This is a genomic window from Pedobacter sp. GSP4 (genome assembly GCF_051857575.1).
GTDB lineage: Bacteria > Bacteroidota > Bacteroidia > Sphingobacteriales > Sphingobacteriaceae > Pedobacter.
In genome coordinates this window covers 478253-494817 of sequence record NZ_JBPZIR010000004.1, presented here as the reverse complement: position 1 = coordinate 494817, position 16565 = coordinate 478253, and the positions used below count along the sequence as shown (strand labels likewise).

Here is a 16565-nt window from a genome sequence, read left to right as displayed (position 1 = left end):
AGTACAAAAATAAACAATTAAACCATGAGTTTGGCATTTTTAATTGTGATGGGAGGTGCATAACTGGCATCCTTTTGTTCGAGTTTTAAAATGCCCTTTATGTGGATAGGCTTATCGCTGTACGGTATGGCATGCTCCATTTCGATCATAATCATTACCGGGATACCGTTTTGCCCGCAAAAATAACATTGGTTTATGGGCAATGTAGCCAAAAGAAACTGCTGCTGTTTTTGGCCGCTCTTAATCGGGATCAGATATCCTGTTAAATCGAACTCCCTGTTCTCGAAACGTTTAATCGATTCGGAAAACAAGGGCAAAAGCTGATTTTTTTCGGTCAGCTCAAATTTCACCGAAGCGATCACATCCCAGTTCAAAGAGCGTAACTGATCGCTAGCGTTGTGTTTCTGTGTTTGCGCCATTACCGGGAAAGTAACCAATAGCGGAAAAATCAAGAATAAATATTTCATTGTTGTACTGCATCTATTAAAAAAAACGTCGATTTGCTATCATCAGCCTCATTAATGATAAACTTACCTTTCATCACTACTGGCTTTTCCGTCCAGTTAACCGCTTTTACTGCTTTAACTTCTATCATTTCAGGGATATCACCCGATCCACAGTACGGGCAGGAAGCTATAGGCACAATAGAAAACATGAATGAGGTAAAACTATTGCCCACTTTTATGGGGATAATATAACCCGGTAGTTCAATTATCTTATTGTTTATTGCCCTTAATGCTGCCGGAAAAACTGCCTGCCATACCAAAGGCTTTACCTGTTTATCATATTTTAACCCGATTAAATTCCAACTGGCCGTTCGCAACTCGGCATGTACCTTAACTTGTGCAAATATGCCTGAAGTGGCACACAACAGTAAAATCAATAAATAGTATTTGAGTAATTTAGAACTAAAAACCATATTACAACTGTTTCGCGTTTAAAAGAAAAAATTCGCTCCTGTCATCACCCGTGCTGTTGATGATAAATATGCCCCTAAGTTTAACCGGCTTTTCGGTAATGGGAATAGCTGTCGACATTTTTACCTCTACCATAGCCGGAATATCGCCCGAGCCACAATAAGGGCATGAGGCAATGGGCACAATAGAGAACATAAATTCAGTAAACCTTGTACCAACTTTAGTGGGGATAATATAACCTGGCAACTCGATAATCTTATTGTTTAATGCCTTTAATGCCGGCGGAAATACACTTCCCCATTTACCTGGTGCAATTTCGGCATCGTACCTCAAACCGATCAGGTTCCAGGTAGGCGTGCGCATGTCGGTATGTACCCTAACCTGCGCCACTACCATCTGGAAAACTAAAAATGAAACCAACACTAAAACCAATTTCTTCATAACCTCAACCTTTTCAACCTACCTGTCCTTCGTTAGCGTTTCGGCAATATCAACCTTATAAATCTGCATGGCCGGTATCAGTGAGGCCAAAGCCCCTATAAACAAACCCGTGCAGATTAAATACATTTCTTGTGGAACCACAGCAAGCCCGGTAAGCCTCGCCTGCGAAGATTCTTGATAACTGCCAACTACCTCGAGCGCAATATGCCCAATCAATATACCGATACAGGCGCCGATTAGGGTAACCAACATCCCCTCCAGCATAACCAAAAAGAAGAGTTTAGATTTAGATGCACCAAGGCAGCGCATAATCGCCAAATCGTATTTACGCTCCTTCATGGCATTATAAAGTCCGATAAAAATACTAAGGCCCGCTACTGCCATAATAAAAACAGCAAACCACTGTAAGGTGTCAATCCCAACACCGATCAGCGAAAACAGCCTCGCACTTTCCATAGCCGGTGAAGCCGCCTGCATATTGGTCTGCTGGTTTACCATCCTCGGAAAGGCAATTACCGACATCGGCGACTTATATTGGATCAGCAAAGCGGTAATCTGTTTGTCGTTAATTTCTTTGGCATCATCTCCATGATGCGCATGAGCCGTATTTTCGGCCTTTTCTTCATGCATTTTATATACACTGCCAATATTGGTTAAAATCAGGTTATCGGTAATATTTCCCTGTGGTTTTAATATTCCCTTTACTATATAGGCATGCTGTTTATGGATATCGCCATTGCCGGTTAATCCGTGCGCACCGAAAAATGAATCCCCAATTTTTAGTTTTGCGGCCAAAGCAACCGTACTGCCAATGGTTACTTCCAAATCCCGGTGCCAGAAAGCGCCTTTATGCACAGATAGGCCATACAACTGGGTAAAAGTACTGTCCGTACCCACAATGCGGAAACCATTATAATTATCGCCCAAAGCTAGTGGTACAGCTTTTTTTATCATTGGATGATGCATCAGTTTATAGGCATCTTGAGCGGCAATATTTCCAGTTGGATAATCGATGTGGTAAATGCTGCTCAGTACAAGCTGTAAGGGGCTTCCCTTTGCGCCTACCACCACGTCAATATCCTTGGCATTGTTTTCCAGTTTATGGCTAATCTGGCTACCGGCTAAAAAAAGAACAGCCAAAATGGCGATGCCAAAAGCAACTAAAACAATATTCAAAATGGCTGTAAGCTGGTTCCTAAAAAGATTTCTGCTGCTTATTTTAACGATATTCATTAGAGTAGGTAAGTTTTTGAAATGTGGTTCCGGACTCTTTGATCATGTGTGGCAATAACCAATGCAGCGCCATTATCTTTGGCTTGCGAAGTAAGCATCTGTATCACCTGGTTGGCATTTTCATCATCCAAGCTTGATGTAGGCTCATCAGCAATTAGCAGATCGGGCCTGTTTACCAATGCGCGCGCTACCGATACCCGCTGCAATTGCCCCTGGCTCAATTCATCAGGAAAGGCATGAGCTAAATCAGCAATATGGAGGTTATCTAACAACGAAAGGTTATGCGCTTCATCTACCGGTAAGCCAGCCATAACCGCCGCTAAATCCAGGTTATCGAGCACATTGAGCGAGCGGATGAGGTGTGGCCTTTGAAAAACAATGCCAATATGCCTGCCCCTAAACTGGTCCATTTTTCTTGCCGATAAAGTATATAAATCGGTATGGTTAATTAAAACCTCGCCTTTGCTTGGTTTCAAGAGGCCTGAAATGATATTCAACAAGGTACTCTTGCCACTGCCCGATGCCCCTAACAACAGCCATTGCTCCATCTCTGCAATTTCCCAATCCGGAAAGCTTATTCTTCTACCCTTATCGTATAAATGGGCCAGCGATTTGATACTAATCATGATGCAGCACTTTTTGTGTTTTATGGATCACCAGATTTTTGATGGCATAGCGGCGGTAAAGCTCCATAGCATTATCGGTACCGTGCTTACAGGCAGGATTTAACACCGAGATAAACAATAGCGCGGGGATAAACAGTATTTTATAATTCTTTATCATATTGTCAATTCGGTTAAACTTCATTGTGGTGATTTACAGGGCATGTTTTAAGCAGCCTTAAATTGATATAATGTGCAGCGGCAATGGTAAATCCGCCCAATGGGATCAAAACCGGTTCAAGAAAGCCGATTCCCGAAAAGTGGCCAAATGCAATGCAGGCGAAACCGGCAACCAGTACAAGAATAGGTACAATACGCCGGTGCTGCTTTCGGTAAGCAGAACTGAGGCTCCACACCCCTAAAATCAAGGAAAGCGCAATCATCGAAATTTCTACGGCCTCATTGGCCAGAAAACCCATTCCCCACATCGGCAATACCGTAATAAAAAATGGTAATGCAGCGCAATGCAAAGCACAAAGGGTTGATGCAGTGATACCGATCCGATCGAGATTGATTTTATAGCTCCTTGTTTTCATCTGTATAAATTTAGGCTGCAAATATAAAAGCAATATAGTTGCATTTAAAATATTCTCCATTATATTTGCAACATAATTGCATTAACATGATAAAAAAACTTCCGGTAACTGTATTAAGCGGTTTCCTTGGCAGCGGCAAAACCACACTGCTCAATTCGGTATTAAAAAATAGGCAGAACTTAAAGGTTGCCGTAATTGTGAACGATATGAGTGAGGTAAATATTGATGCCTCGATGGTTAAAAGCCAGCATACCTTATCTAAAACTGAAGAAAAACTGGTAGAGATGAGCAATGGCTGTATTTGCTGTACCCTGCGCGAAGATTTGATGGTGGAGGTAGAGAAACTGGCCAAAGAAAACCGTTTTGATTACCTACTGATTGAAAGCACCGGTATTTCAGAACCCATACCTGTGGCACAAACCTTTTCATTTATTGATGAGGCCTCGGGAATTGACCTGAGCAGGTTCAGTAAGCTCGATACCATGGTAACGGTTGTAGATGCCTACAATTTTTACAAAGATTTTGGTTCGGCCGAAAAACTGGCCGACCGCAATATGGTTGATGATGTAGCTGATAAACGGACCATCGTAAACCTGCTTACCGATCAGATTGAGTTTGCCAATGTAATTTTATTGAATAAAATAGACCTGGTTAGCGAAAACGACCTTAAAGTATTGAAGGCTGTTATTGAAAAGTTAAATCCAAATGCCAAAATTTATCACACACTTTTTGGAGAAATAGAACCCAATTTGATTTTAAACACCGGGTTATTCGATTTTGAATCGGCAGCTGAAGGTGCAGGCTGGAAAAAGGAACTCGAAGAAATACATCAGACTGAAACAGAGGAATATGGCATCAGCTCTACGGTATTCCGATCTAAACGGCCTTTTCATCCGGAAAGATTATGGAATTACATCAATCAGGAATTTCCGCAGAACGTTATCCGCTCAAAAGGTATCTTCTATTTGGCGGCAATGCCAGATCAGGCCATTAACTTTTCGCAGGCTGGAGGTTCATTGCGTATCGACCCGGCTGGGGTATGGTGGGCCAGTATGAGCCTGCAGGAAAGGGAACAATATGATGATTACTTAGAAAACAGCGCCGAAATTTATGCCGATTGGGATGATGAGTTTGGCGACCGTAAAAATGAGCTGGTATTTATTGGTCAGGAAATGGACCCAGTGGCCTTAAAGAAATCGCTCGAAACCTGCTTACTCAGCACTGCTGAACTGGAAGATTATAAGGCAAAAGCTGTTTTTAAAAATCCCTTCAGCTCAGTAATCAACTAAAAAGCAATGCTTTAAAATAAAAAAAAGTAAATAATGAATAAAATGACTGTTTGGGAGTGGCATGCTTAGCAATTTTATTGCGTAGGTTTGATATCCCAAACAAACTATACTTATTATGAGATCGCCTGAGGAGTTAACTGTAGTAACAGTCTGTCCCCCCTGTCCAAAATGCAAAAATTTTGAAACCTATAGGGTACCGAGGGGCTTTATCTTTAAAACTTTATTTTCGTGGTTATCGGCAAAGCGGTATAAATGCTATAAGTGCTTTAATAAGTTTTACGTTTTTAAATAGCGCTAAGCAAGGATTTTGATTATGACATTAAGCTTTAATCTCTAACGGTTTGATTTTTGGTAATCGATAGATAAAGAAATCAATTCTGGTTCTTATGCGTAATTGCATCTAGAAGTTCGTGCATTTTATTTCGCTTATCAATCCAACTTTGTATAGACAGAATTGCAAAGAGCAATATCATGGCAAAAAAGAGATATACACCTGTAACAGCTATAAGGACAATAAATACGGTTAAGAACACGATGCCAAATATGGATACAGAAAACAAAAGTCTTATTTTTCGTTTTTCGCCTGTCCTGATTATTTCTAAGCTTCCTCCGTTTACCCTGTCCCAATAATGGGTATTCAACACAATTTGTCCGTGGGTTTCTTCAAAAAATATACTATCGGCTGATTTTTTAACCACCTCATAATTCTCGTGTTCCAATTGCCAGATAATACGTTTCAACAGAACATCATCCTGGATATCAACATCCCGTTCTATTTTAAATTCGAGCCCAATGAAAAGTTCTTTAATTTTTAATTTCATTGGGCCCGAAAATATTATTCAGCAATCAATAAGAAATAATTTTTCTTTCCTTTTTGTACCACGATAAATTTATCATTGATCAAGTGGTCGGCATTAAAGATCTGTGCCATTTCCGCTACTTTTTCTTTGTTAACCGAAACACCACCACCCTGGATGGTTTTCTTAGCTTCTCCTTTTGATGGGAAAATAGCCGATTTTTCGGCCAGTAAACTTGCAGCATCTATGCCGGCACCAAGTTCTTCTATCAAAATTTTATATTGTGGAATCCCATCAAATATATCCAATACTTCTTTATCCGATAAACCTTTTAAAAATTCTAAAGATCCATTTCCGAACAAAAACTCTGAGGTTTTAATGGCAGTTTCCAAGGCCTCGGCCGAGTGGGTTTTCACTGTAATATCTTCTGCCAAAGCTTTTTGGAGAATACGCAGATGCGGAGCGGCATCATGTTCTTTTTCTAAAGCTTCTATTTCTTCTTTATTTTTTAGGGTAAAAATGCGGATCCATTTTTTTACATCATCATCCGATGCGTTTAACCAAAATTGGTAGAATTTATATGGAGAAGTTTTTTCTGGATCTAACCAAACCGCACCGCTCTCGGTTTTACCGAATTTAGTGCCATCGGCTTTCTTAATCAACTGGGTGGTAATGGCATAAGCTGTACCGGCATCTTTCCTTCTGATCAGTTCAGTTCCGGTAACAATATTTCCCCATTGATCGGAGCCGCCCATCTGTACCAAACAGTTTTCGTTTTTCCATAAATGGTAAAAATCATAACCTTGAATCAGCTGGTAACAAAATTCGGTAAAAGACAGGCCAGAATCGCCTTCCAAACGTCTTTTAACACTATCTTTGGCCATCATGTAGTTTACGGTAATGTGCTTACCCACATCTCTGATAAAGGTAAAAAGGTTCATATCCTTAAACCAATCGGCATTGTTAACCATTACCGCACCGTTGCCGCCTTCTTCAAATTTCAAGAATTTAGCCAACTGGGTTTTCATCCCTTTTAGGTTATGTTCAATCATTTCGGGCGTTTGCAGGTTACGCTCATCCGATTTTCCTGATGGATCGCCTACCATTCCGGTAGCACCGCCCACTAAAGCAAAGGGTTTGTGACCTGCATTTTGAAAATGAATTAAAGTCATGATCTGCGTGAGGTGGCCAACGTGCAGCGAATCTGCAGTAGGGTCGAAACCGATATAACCAGAAGTCATACCTTCTTTTAACTTTTCTTCAGTATTCGGCATAATATCATGCAGCATGCCACGCCATCTTAACTCTTCAACAAAATTCGTCATTGTACAAACACTTTAATAATTGTGCGTGCAAAGATAAAATTTTAGCTTAGTTTAAAGCAAATTAGTTGGTTTTGTAAAGCAGCTTTTCAACAATATAAATTTGGCCCCCTATTTTCGGGTTTTACAAGAATAAAGAAAACATTACCTTGCAATATGAACTTCTTATCCCATTATTATTTCGACAGGTTAACCAAAGATGCCAATGTAGTAATGGGAACTGTTTTGCCCGATCTGATCAAAAATGCAGCTAAGGAAGCAAATTTATATCCACAGAAAAATGAATTTCTGTTTAAGGGGAATCCAGATGAAGAACAGTTGTTGGCAGGATGGAAAAGGCATTTGGCTGTTGACCTGTTTTTTCATTCGTCTGATTTCTTTTTGGAGAAAACCACCGAGCTTAAGCAGCTGATTAAACCCATTGTAGAAAATACGCCTGTACGCCCCTCGTTCCTTGCGCACATTGGCTTAGAACTTTTATTAGATCATTTATTGGTAGAGCACAATTTAATTCAGGTTAACCACTTTTATGATAAGCTTATAGCCGTAAAAAAAGAATCGATGGCCGATTTTTTGGCACATTGCGGCCTCCATAACCAAACAGTTTTTTTTAAGTTTCTGGAAGGTTTTATCAGCAGCAAATATTTATTGAGCTACCAAAAGCTGGAAAATATCAGTTACGCGCTTAACCGCATATGCATGCGCCTTTGGCCCGAAACATTAAATGAAAAGCAGTTGCAGCAGCTTACCTATGAACTTGGGATTTTTAAATCCGTTTTGGAAAAGGATTTTATGGATATTTTCAAGGAGATTGAGGAGAAGCTATAATTTAAAGATAAATACATCATTTTATTTCATTAATTACCAAACTGCTAAAATAAGCATGCCAATAAAGCATTAGAGTTGGGCATTCAATTACATGCGCTGGATGATTTAAGTATTTTGCTTTCTACAGAAAGCAAAATTTAACAGAAATTGCTTTTTTAATTTAACAAAAAACAGGTACAACATCTTACCCATGAGCCTAGGGTTTTCAAATCGATTTTAAGGAGATTAATGATAAACTGTTTTAATCTTCCAAAAAATCATTAAGGTATCGTCGAATAATTGACTCTAAAGGGTGTAAAACAATACTTTTTATAAATATGTCCAATTAAAAAAGAAGTATTTTCTCTAAGTTTGTCTTATGCCCTTATCTGCAATACAAAAAGAAATGGATGCCCTTGTGGCCGAATTAAACCAGCATAATTACAATTATTATGTGCTGGCCATGCCCACCATTGGCGATTATGAATTTGATAAAAAATTAAAACATTTAGCTGAGCTTGAAAAAGCAAACCCGGATTTTGCCGACCCCAATTCGCCAACCCAGCGTGTAGGTGGCGATATTACCAAAAACTTTGTAACCGTAAACCACAAATACCCCATGCTCTCTTTGGGCAACACCTATAATGAGCAGGATTTACGTGACTTTGATGAGCGTATCCGCAAAGCTATTGGCGATAATTTCGACTATGTTTGCGAGCTTAAATTTGATGGCCTATCCATTAGTTTAACCTACGAAAATGGTAAACTTTTAAGGGCAGTTACGCGTGGCGATGGTACAAAAGGCGATGATGTAACCAATAATGTTAAAACCATACACACCATTCCGCACCAGCTAAAAACCAATGCAGCCCCCGAGCATTTTGAAATCCGTGGTGAAATTTTTATGCATAAAGCAGCGTTTTTGCGCCTCAATGCCGCCCGCGAAGAGCTTGGAGAAATTCCTTATGCCAATCCGCGGAATTTTGCCTCGGGTACCATCAAAATGCAGGATAGCAAAGAAGTGGCCAAACGCCCTCTAGATGGCTTTATTTATTTCTTATACACCGACAAAAATGAATTTAAAAACCACTGGGACAGCTTAAATGCGGTAAAAGATTGGGGCTTTCATGTTTGCGAACACAACCGCCTGGTACCGAACATAGATGCCGTACTGGAGTTTATACACCATTGGGAAGAAGAGCGCTTTAAACTCAGTTATGATATCGACGGGATTGTGATTAAAGTAAACAGTTACGCACAGCAGCAAGAACTTGGCTTTACTTCCAAATCGCCGCGTTGGGCCATTTCGTACAAATACAAAGCAGCAGAGGTTGAAACCGTACTGGAAAAAGTGACCTACCAGGTAGGCAGAACCGGTGCTGTTACCCCTGTAGCCAACCTTAAACCTGTTTTATTGGCCGGAACTACTGTTAAACGTGCCACCCTGCACAATGCAAACGAAATAGACCGTTTGGACCTGCACGAAGGAGATACTGTTTATGTAGAAAAGGGCGGCGAGATTATCCCTAAAATTATCAAAGTAAACCTGGATAAACGTTTACCGGGCTCGGCCAAGGTGCATTATCTGCACAACTGCCCTGAGTGCGGTACCGAACTGATTAGAAAAGAAGGTGAAGCGGTACATTATTGTCCGAATGATGAAGGCTGCCCGCCGCAGATTGTAGGAAAAATACAGCATTTTATTTCGCGCAAAGCGATGAATATAGATGGGCTGGGCGATGAAACCATCGAAACTTTTTACAGGCAGGGCTTGGTAAACCACATCAGCGATTTATATACTCTATACCAAAAATCAGATCAGCTTAAAACCCTCGACCGTTTTGGCGAAAAATCTATCGAGAATATGCTCGCCGGTATTGAAAAATCAAAAGAAATGCCTTTCGAAAAGGTTCTTTTTGGTTTAGGTATCCGCTATGTTGGCGAAACAGTTGCCAAGAAAACAGCGGCAGGTGTGAAGAATATCGACAATCTGGCTAAGGCTACTGTAGAAGAATTAATTGCCATAGATGAGATTGGGCAGCGAATTGCCGAGAGTATTGTTGAGTATTTTGGAAAATCTGAGCACATACAGCAGGTAGAATTATTAAAATTAGCCGGATTGCAGTTTGAAATTGAAGAAAAAGTAATTACGCTTGATAGTGACAAACTTATTGGAAAAACATTCGTAATTTCGGGCGTTTTTGAAAACTTTAGCCGCGACGAGCTTAAAGATATGATTGAAGCGAACGGAGGCAAGATACTGAGTGGTATTTCGGGCAAATTGAACTACCTGGTTGCGGGCGATAATATGGGCCCATCCAAACTGGAAAAAGCAAATAAGCTGAATGTACCGATTATCAGTGATGCCGAGCTGTTGGAAATGATAGGATAATGTGAGTAAATGATTGATTTTTGAATGATGGAATGTTAAGCATCCATCCTAAAATCAAAGCAATAAAAGTGAGGAAATTTTTAATGATGAATGATAGGATGTGCTTAACATTCATTCAATCGCTCATTCAAAATTCAATAATTATAAATTTAAAATGAACAAATTTCAGGGTACTGGTGTAGCATTGGTTACGCCTTTCAACACAGATGGATCAGTTGATTATAATGGCTTAAAAAACTTGATTAATCATTTGGTAGACGGAGGGATAGATTACCTCGTTTCTTTAGGTACAACCGGCGAAACCGCTACAATGACCAAGGACGAGAAGAAGAAGGTGTGGGCCTATACTGCTGAAATAAACAATAACAGATTGCCTTTGGTTGCCGGTATTGGCGGTAACAACACGCTTGCTGTAGCCGAAGATATTAAAGCTTTTGATACCACTGGTTATAGTGCAATATTATCTGTTAGTCCATATTATAACAAACCAACACAGGAAGGCATTTATCAGCATTATAAATATTTGGCCGAGGTATCTCCTTTGGATCTGATTTTGTACAATGTACCTGGACGTACCATGAGCAACATGAGTCCGGAAACAACCTGCAGATTGGCGCACGATTTTAAAAATATCATTGCAACCAAAGAAGCTTCTGGAAGTTTTGATCAGTTTAACCAGATTATGCGTGATAAACCAGAAGATTTTCTTTTAATCTCTGGCGATGATCCGATAACATTGCCTATGATTGCTTTAGGTGCATCGGGGATTATTTCGGTAATTGGCAATGCCTTACCAAAACAACTTTCTGATATGGTTAAACAATGTTTAGCCGGCGATTTTAAAGGTGCTACACCAGCACATTTAAACCTGATTGAGTTTACCCGCCTGGCATTTGCTGAAGGAAACCCTGCGGGAATAAAAGCTGCGCTTAAACATATCGGAATATGTGGCGACACCGTTAGGTTACCTTTGACTAAAGCTTCTTCATCTTTAGAAAAAGCAATCGTTGCAGAAATAGAAAAATTAAGCGAGGTGGCTTAAAGCTAAATCAACAACGTTAATAAAATATAGAACAGATTGCACTGATTCTGCCCTTAAAGCAGCTGATAGCAATCTGTTTTTTTGTGGAGAAGATAAGTTAATCCAAATAACATAGTGTTTACAGGATAAGGCCAACTTAAGAGCTCTTGTAGTGCTTAGTCTGCGCGACAATGGCGTTTTTATCAACATGCTTACCTGGGCAGGGCTTGTTGAACGTTCGCGGGTCTTCGCTATGCAATTTGATCGAATCCAAAGAAAGATGATATTTTCTCCCTAGCAGCGCCATAGCAGCTACTGTATTGTTTTGCACCAATTTTCCACGACCGCCATCAAAGCTTTCATTATTATAATCGCCCAGCATATCAATACCTACTGAAATTTTATTCCAGCTAGGACTGTGTATACCAGGTTTGGTCAGCGGATTAATTACCCAGATCTTTTTATCATCGATAAACAAATGCGGGGCACCATTCCAATGTTGAACTTCGGTAAAAAATTTAAGGAACCCCGCAATGTTCGCCTGTGTAAACCCATTAGGAAGTGTTTGCAGATTTGGCACTGCTGTATGGTGCAATACCATAAATGAGGGCCGCCATTGCTGCAAGTTTAACGTATCTAAGTAATGTGCAAATTCCTTGGGAGTAAATCCGATGCCAAGTAATGGTGAGTTTGGCGATTTTCTGACTTGATCAAGTGCTAAAATAGCGCTATCAACCACTTTCCTGTTAACTTTTTTATTGTCTGCAAGCTGAACAATATTATTATATGCTCCAACCCTTTTAGGGAAAGGCTGAGTTGGATCGGTAGCAATTTTCTTATCTGCGTTGATTTGATTAAGTATTGTAGCAAGGTTACCAAAAGCTGAATGAGCTGAGTTTACCTTGTGCCCTAATGGTTGTTTCTCAGGATTGATATTTTCTTCAAAACTTGCTTGCTTGCCCAATGTTGGAAACGAGGAAGTAGAATCAATTGATCGAAGAATAGCAAAAGCTACCTTCTTTGTTTCAGCATCTTTACTGGCTAAGTACGGAACAAGCTGTGTCATGGCCTGCACCTGAGCAGTTTGCAATTGAACCTGTTGAAGCTGGGCCTGAACAGCTGCCTGACTAACCTGCGTTAATAACCGCAAGCTGTCGAGCTTGTATTGTCCCGCCTGTTGGATTTGTGTCTGCTTTAATTGCCGTTGATTATAAGAGTAAGTGAAATATACACCAGCAAGCCCGATTAAGACAGTAGAAACAAACGTGGTTCCCAATTGCATCTTATCCCAAAAGTCTTTGGGTTTATCTTTTTCAGGCATAGTGGCTTTTTAGATGGTTAGCTAAAAATAAGCATATCTACCCATAAAACCCAATGGTTCAGCACATTAAATTTAAAGTGTTATCTCTAAATTGATATATGCTCTATGCACGCAATGCTTAAGCAATCAGTTTATTCCTTCTTTCCAACAATAGGTTATCCTGCCAGATGCCATTTGCCTTCCCTATCTTTTCCCTATAGCCTACTACCCTAAAGCCTGCCTTTTCATGAATTCTTAACACGGCAGAATTTTGTAAAAAAATACCTGCCTGCAACATCCATATCCCAGCAGCTTCGCTCTCTTTAACCAGTTTATCCATCAAGGAAGACCCAATGCCTTTGCACTTGTGGCTATGCTTTACATAGACTTCAACCTCTGCAACCCCTACCATATCATATTTAACCGATACCGGCAACAGGGCAATCCAGCCAATAATTTCTTTTCCTTGGCAGGCCACAAACCTACAGGCCTTAATGTGCGATGAGTCCCAGTCTTTCCAGTTCATTTCAGGAGATCTGAAACTTGCTGTTCCTGTTTCGATTCCTTCTTGATAGATTATACTTACTTCATCCCAATCAGCCGCGCGCATATTCCTTATCATAGCTTTAATCAAATGTTCTTTAAATTATAAATAACCTAAAAAATTAATGGTCTATAGTAATCAGTGCTACTAATTTACCCAAACCTATCTGTACGGATGCTGTTTGCAAAAGGAAGTTTGTCCTGTATTATAAATCAATACAATTATGTAATGAAAAACATCCTAAAAGTGTATTTCTGTAACAAAAACGTTAACTTAACGCTTTTCTCCGAACATGTTTTTCGAATACTCAACAGGACTCATCCCTACGAGCTTTTTAAAAGCGCTGTAAAAAGCACTACGGGAAGAAAAGCCTGCACTGTAAGCCAAGGCTTCAAGGGTGAAATTTTGCATAATCTCCGGATTGCGGATGCTTTCTTTTATCCAGTTTACGCGGTATTGGTTAATGTAATCGATAAAGCTCTTGTTGATGTAGCTGTTGAGCACAATGGAAAGTTTGTGGCTGCTTAAGCCTATCTCCTCTGCCAAAGAATAGAGCCTAATGCCCTTATCCCTGTAAGATTGATTGGTAGCCATATGTTTTTCCAGCTTTTCACTCCAACCTGCAAGTTCCTTGTTACGGCATTCCTGCACTGCAAAATTTTTCTTTACACTCACCAGTGTCGATGCTTTCACATTCAATAAAGAGGCGATCAGCTCTAACGGCAAACGATCAAGGTAACCTGGATTGGTTTGCGCAAAGTATAAGTACAGTTCCTTGGCATTGCCTACGCGGATGATATGCGAGCGCTGCTGGGCATCTTTATAATATTTTTCAAGGATAACCCTAAATATATAATTGAGCTCGGCATGATGAAGAAAAAGCCTGTTAAGCTCATGGTTGTGTATCGCCAGCAGGTCGGTATCCTCCACGGCAACCACATGCTCTTGCGATTGTGCAGATCCATGTAAGCCCGATATGGAACTTACAAATTCATTTTCAACTGAGATATAAGTGGTTATTTTTCGTTTTTTATGGGTGGTACATCCCATAAGTGCGCCCTTTTTAATAAAATACATGTATTGGCACACTTCATTTTCTTTAAAAAGGATCTGGTCTTTTTTTATGCTTAAGGCTTTAATATGATTTTCAAGTTCTTCGGCCAATACCGGATTGATAGGATGCACGCCGGCCATGAGATCCAGAACATACCTGATATCTTTTTTATTTGAGCTAACATATTCTATTTCTGCCGACATCTTAAACCATTATCTACCTGTAAACACCACGCCTTCACCAACGTTATTCGCAACAAAAAATATTGATTAGATTGATAAGATTGATTTAAAAACCTTATCTGTTACTTTCTATAATTAACACCCAGTATTTATGAAAAACAAGATCGGTAGTTTTATACTATTGATGGGCAGCCCGACCAGAAAGTAACTGGGCAAAAATAGAAAACTAAAAAGACAATTGCAGAGAATAACATAAGGCTTAGCTATACGTCTTATTATTTTTACAATAAGCTATACAAGTGTTCCGTAATTGTGCAAAACCCAAAAAATAAAAAAGGCCCCAGAAATTTTGGAGCCCGGTTTTAAATATCTTGATGGCTTAAGCTTTGTTTTTGGTATCTTGTACTTCCAAACGGATGGCCTGAGCTAAATTTTTCAAATCCTGCATACCTTTACGCACGCGTGTTCCAGCTGCGCTGTTGCCTTTGTTATAAAATTTGTCTGCGTCAGCTTCTAAAGCTGCTACTAAACTCTTTACTTCTTCAAATTTTTTCATTTTTAATTACTCCTATGGTTCTTTTAGGTTTGTGTTTTAATTATCTACTCTAATTTAAAGTGTTTGATGAAATAAAAAAATTTTTACCACAATAAAAAAAGGCCTTAAATACGCTTTTTTTCCACACAGAGGGCATTTATAAACATTTTTAAGCCAAAATTACAAGCCAAGTTATTGTAAATCAATTTTTTACCAAAAATGTTAACAAAAAAAAGCCCTTTAAACTGATTTAAAGGGCTTTGTAAAATTTTAATGGCACCTAAACGGTTGCGAATAAATTTTCTTTATAATATCCATTTTCCAACTTTTCGGCTACTTCGCTAAAAGCATCTAAGGTGCGCTGTACATCTTCTAAAGTATGTACTGCAGTTGGAATCAAACGCAATTCAATCATTCCTTTCGGGATTACCGGATATACCACGATCGAACAGAATATACCATAGTTCTCACGTAAGTCGTAGGTAATTGCAGTAGCGTCTGATAATTCTCCTTTTAAGAAAACCGGTGTTACTACAGAATCGGTTACCCCTAAATCAAAACCACGTTCGCGCAGGCCTTTTTGCAAGGTCATGGCTATTTCCCAAAGCTTATCTTTTAGTTCGGGCTGGCTTTTTAACAGTTCTAAACGTTTCAATAAACCGATTACCATTGGCATAGGTAATGCCTTGGCAAAAGTTTGCGAACGCATGTTATACCTTAAAAAGTTGGTTATTTCTTCTGTAGAGGCCACAAATGCACCAATACCGGCCATCGATTTGGCAAATGTACCGAAGTAAACATCTATCCCTTCAATACAATCCTGTGCTTCGTGGGTACCGGCTCCGGTTTTACCCATGGTACCAAAACCATGTGCATCATCAACCAGGATACGGAAATCGAAGTCTTTTTTAAGATCGACAATTTCTTTTAGTTTTCCCTGCGCACCGCTCATTCCAAAAACGCCTTCGGTAATCAATAAAATACCACCGCCAGATTCTTGGGTTAATTTGGTAGCACGCTCTAATTGTTTACGGGCACTTTCGATATCGTTGTGCTTGTAAACGAAACGCTTACCCATGTGCAATCGCAAACCATCGATAATACAGGCATGCGATTCGGCATCATAAACAATTACATCATTGCGATCAACCAAGGTATCGATAATAGATACCATGCCCTGATAACCATAGTTCAATAAAAATGCATCAGGTTTACCTACAAACGCAGCCAGTTCTTGTTCTAACTGTTCGTGATAGTTTGAGTTACCGCTCATCATACGGGCACCCATTGGGTAGGCCATACCAAATTTTGCAGCAGCTTCTTCGTCAGCTTTTCTAACTTCGGGGTGATTGGCTAAACCTAAATAGTTGTTTAAACTCCAAACCAAATGCTCTTTTCCACGGAACTGCATGTGAGGTGCAATTTCTCCCTCTAATTTTGGAAATGAGAAATACCCATGAGACCATTTTTGGTGTTGACCAAGCGGCCCCATGTGTTTTGCTATTTTATCAAATATATCCAATGTATTATCTG

18 protein-coding genes are annotated in these 16565 nt (G+C 39.7%); 4 read left to right on the top strand and 14 right to left on the bottom strand.

Going from position 1 to position 16565, the window contains the following annotated elements; genetic code table 11:
• Nucleotides 1-17 precede the first annotated feature (17 nt).
• The 7 genes from ACS5PU_RS13000 to ACS5PU_RS12970 are packed head-to-tail and all read right to left on the bottom strand — an operon-like array spanning nucleotide 18 to nucleotide 3789.
• Entirely contained in the window at nucleotides 18-467 is a 450-nt protein-coding gene (locus tag ACS5PU_RS13000) for a hypothetical protein (RefSeq protein ID WP_439459601.1), read from the bottom strand.
• Entirely contained in the window at nucleotides 464-919 is a 456-nt protein-coding gene (locus ACS5PU_RS12995) for a hypothetical protein (protein WP_439459600.1), read from the bottom strand. The genes ACS5PU_RS13000 and ACS5PU_RS12995 overlap by 4 nt, the downstream gene beginning before the upstream one ends.
• A 1-nt stretch (nucleotide 920) precedes the next feature.
• Nucleotides 921-1358: a hypothetical protein gene (locus tag ACS5PU_RS12990; RefSeq protein WP_439459599.1), complete on the bottom strand. Its 438-nt coding sequence runs from the start codon at nucleotides 1356-1358 to the stop codon at nucleotides 921-923.
• 18 nt (nucleotides 1359-1376) lie between these two features.
• Nucleotides 1377-2591: an ABC transporter permease gene (locus tag ACS5PU_RS12985; RefSeq protein ID WP_439459598.1), complete on the bottom strand. Its 1215-nt coding sequence runs from the start codon at nucleotides 2589-2591 to the stop codon at nucleotides 1377-1379.
• The gene (locus tag ACS5PU_RS12980) at nucleotides 2591-3217 is read right to left on the bottom strand and encodes an ABC transporter ATP-binding protein (RefSeq protein WP_439459597.1); all 627 of its coding nucleotides are present in this window, start codon (nucleotides 3215-3217) and stop codon (nucleotides 2591-2593) included. Before ACS5PU_RS12980 ends, ACS5PU_RS12985 begins: the two co-directional genes overlap by 1 nt.
• Entirely contained in the window at nucleotides 3210-3374 is a 165-nt protein-coding gene (locus ACS5PU_RS12975; RefSeq protein ID WP_439459596.1) for a hypothetical protein, read from the bottom strand. Before ACS5PU_RS12975 ends, ACS5PU_RS12980 begins: the two co-directional genes overlap by 8 nt.
• Nucleotides 3375-3387: 13 nt before the next feature.
• Nucleotides 3388-3789 (bottom strand): MerC domain-containing protein, encoded by a 402-nt coding sequence (locus ACS5PU_RS12970; protein WP_439459595.1) that lies wholly within the window; start codon nucleotides 3787-3789, stop codon nucleotides 3388-3390.
• 86 nt (nucleotides 3790-3875) lie between these two features.
• Between ACS5PU_RS12970 and ACS5PU_RS12965 the strand changes: the two genes are divergently transcribed.
• Nucleotides 3876-5078: a GTP-binding protein gene (locus tag ACS5PU_RS12965; protein ID WP_439459594.1), complete on the top strand. Its 1203-nt coding sequence runs from the start codon at nucleotides 3876-3878 to the stop codon at nucleotides 5076-5078.
• 371 nt (nucleotides 5079-5449) lie between these two features.
• Here the strand turns inward: ACS5PU_RS12965 and ACS5PU_RS12960 are convergent, their stop codons facing one another.
• Both ACS5PU_RS12960 and tyrS read right to left on the bottom strand, forming a co-directional pair.
• The gene (locus tag ACS5PU_RS12960) at nucleotides 5450-5899 is read right to left on the bottom strand and encodes a hypothetical protein (protein ID WP_439459593.1); all 450 of its coding nucleotides are present in this window, start codon (nucleotides 5897-5899) and stop codon (nucleotides 5450-5452) included.
• A 14-nt stretch (nucleotides 5900-5913) separates the two neighbouring features.
• Nucleotides 5914-7200, bottom strand: a complete 1287-nt coding sequence (tyrS, locus tag ACS5PU_RS12955; protein WP_439459592.1) for a tyrosine--tRNA ligase — start codon at nucleotides 7198-7200, stop codon at nucleotides 5914-5916.
• A gap of 153 nt (nucleotides 7201-7353) precedes the next feature.
• Here tyrS and ACS5PU_RS12950 point away from each other — a divergent pair, with 153 nt between their 5' ends.
• The 3 genes from ACS5PU_RS12950 (at nucleotide 7354) to dapA (ending at nucleotide 11438) form a co-directional block, all read left to right on the top strand.
• A complete protein-coding gene (locus tag ACS5PU_RS12950) occupies nucleotides 7354-8025 on the top strand; it encodes an ACP phosphodiesterase (protein WP_439459591.1) in 672 nt (223 codons plus the stop codon).
• Nucleotides 8026-8383: 358 nt separating this feature from the next.
• Nucleotides 8384-10396 carry an NAD-dependent DNA ligase LigA gene (gene ligA / locus ACS5PU_RS12945; protein WP_439459590.1) on the top strand — a complete coding sequence of 671 codons (2013 nt, stop codon included), beginning with the start codon at nucleotides 8384-8386 and terminating at the stop codon, nucleotides 10394-10396.
• 154 nt (nucleotides 10397-10550) lie between these two features.
• A complete protein-coding gene (gene dapA / locus ACS5PU_RS12940; protein WP_439459589.1) occupies nucleotides 10551-11438 on the top strand; it encodes a 4-hydroxy-tetrahydrodipicolinate synthase in 888 nt (295 codons plus the stop codon).
• Between the two features lie 136 nt (nucleotides 11439-11574).
• Here the strand turns inward: dapA and ACS5PU_RS12935 are convergent, their stop codons facing one another.
• From ACS5PU_RS12935 to ACS5PU_RS12915, 5 genes are all read right to left on the bottom strand, one after another.
• Nucleotides 11575-12738, bottom strand: a complete 1164-nt coding sequence (locus ACS5PU_RS12935; RefSeq protein WP_439459588.1) for an N-acetylmuramoyl-L-alanine amidase — start codon at nucleotides 12736-12738, stop codon at nucleotides 11575-11577.
• Between the two features lie 118 nt (nucleotides 12739-12856).
• Nucleotides 12857-13339, bottom strand: a complete 483-nt coding sequence (locus ACS5PU_RS12930; protein ID WP_439459587.1) for a GNAT family N-acetyltransferase — start codon at nucleotides 13337-13339, stop codon at nucleotides 12857-12859.
• A 195-nt stretch (nucleotides 13340-13534) separates the two neighbouring features.
• Nucleotides 13535-14518, bottom strand: coding sequence for a helix-turn-helix domain-containing protein (locus tag ACS5PU_RS12925; protein ID WP_439459586.1), 984 nt, complete (start codon nucleotides 14516-14518; stop codon nucleotides 13535-13537).
• 358 nt (nucleotides 14519-14876) lie between these two features.
• Nucleotides 14877-15053 (bottom strand): hypothetical protein, encoded by a 177-nt coding sequence (locus ACS5PU_RS12920; protein ID WP_010602932.1) that lies wholly within the window; start codon nucleotides 15051-15053, stop codon nucleotides 14877-14879.
• Between the two features lie 259 nt (nucleotides 15054-15312).
• A complete protein-coding gene (locus ACS5PU_RS12915) occupies nucleotides 15313-16554 on the bottom strand; it encodes an aminotransferase class I/II-fold pyridoxal phosphate-dependent enzyme (RefSeq protein WP_439459585.1) in 1242 nt (413 codons plus the stop codon).
• Nucleotides 16555-16565: the final 11 nt, after the last annotated feature.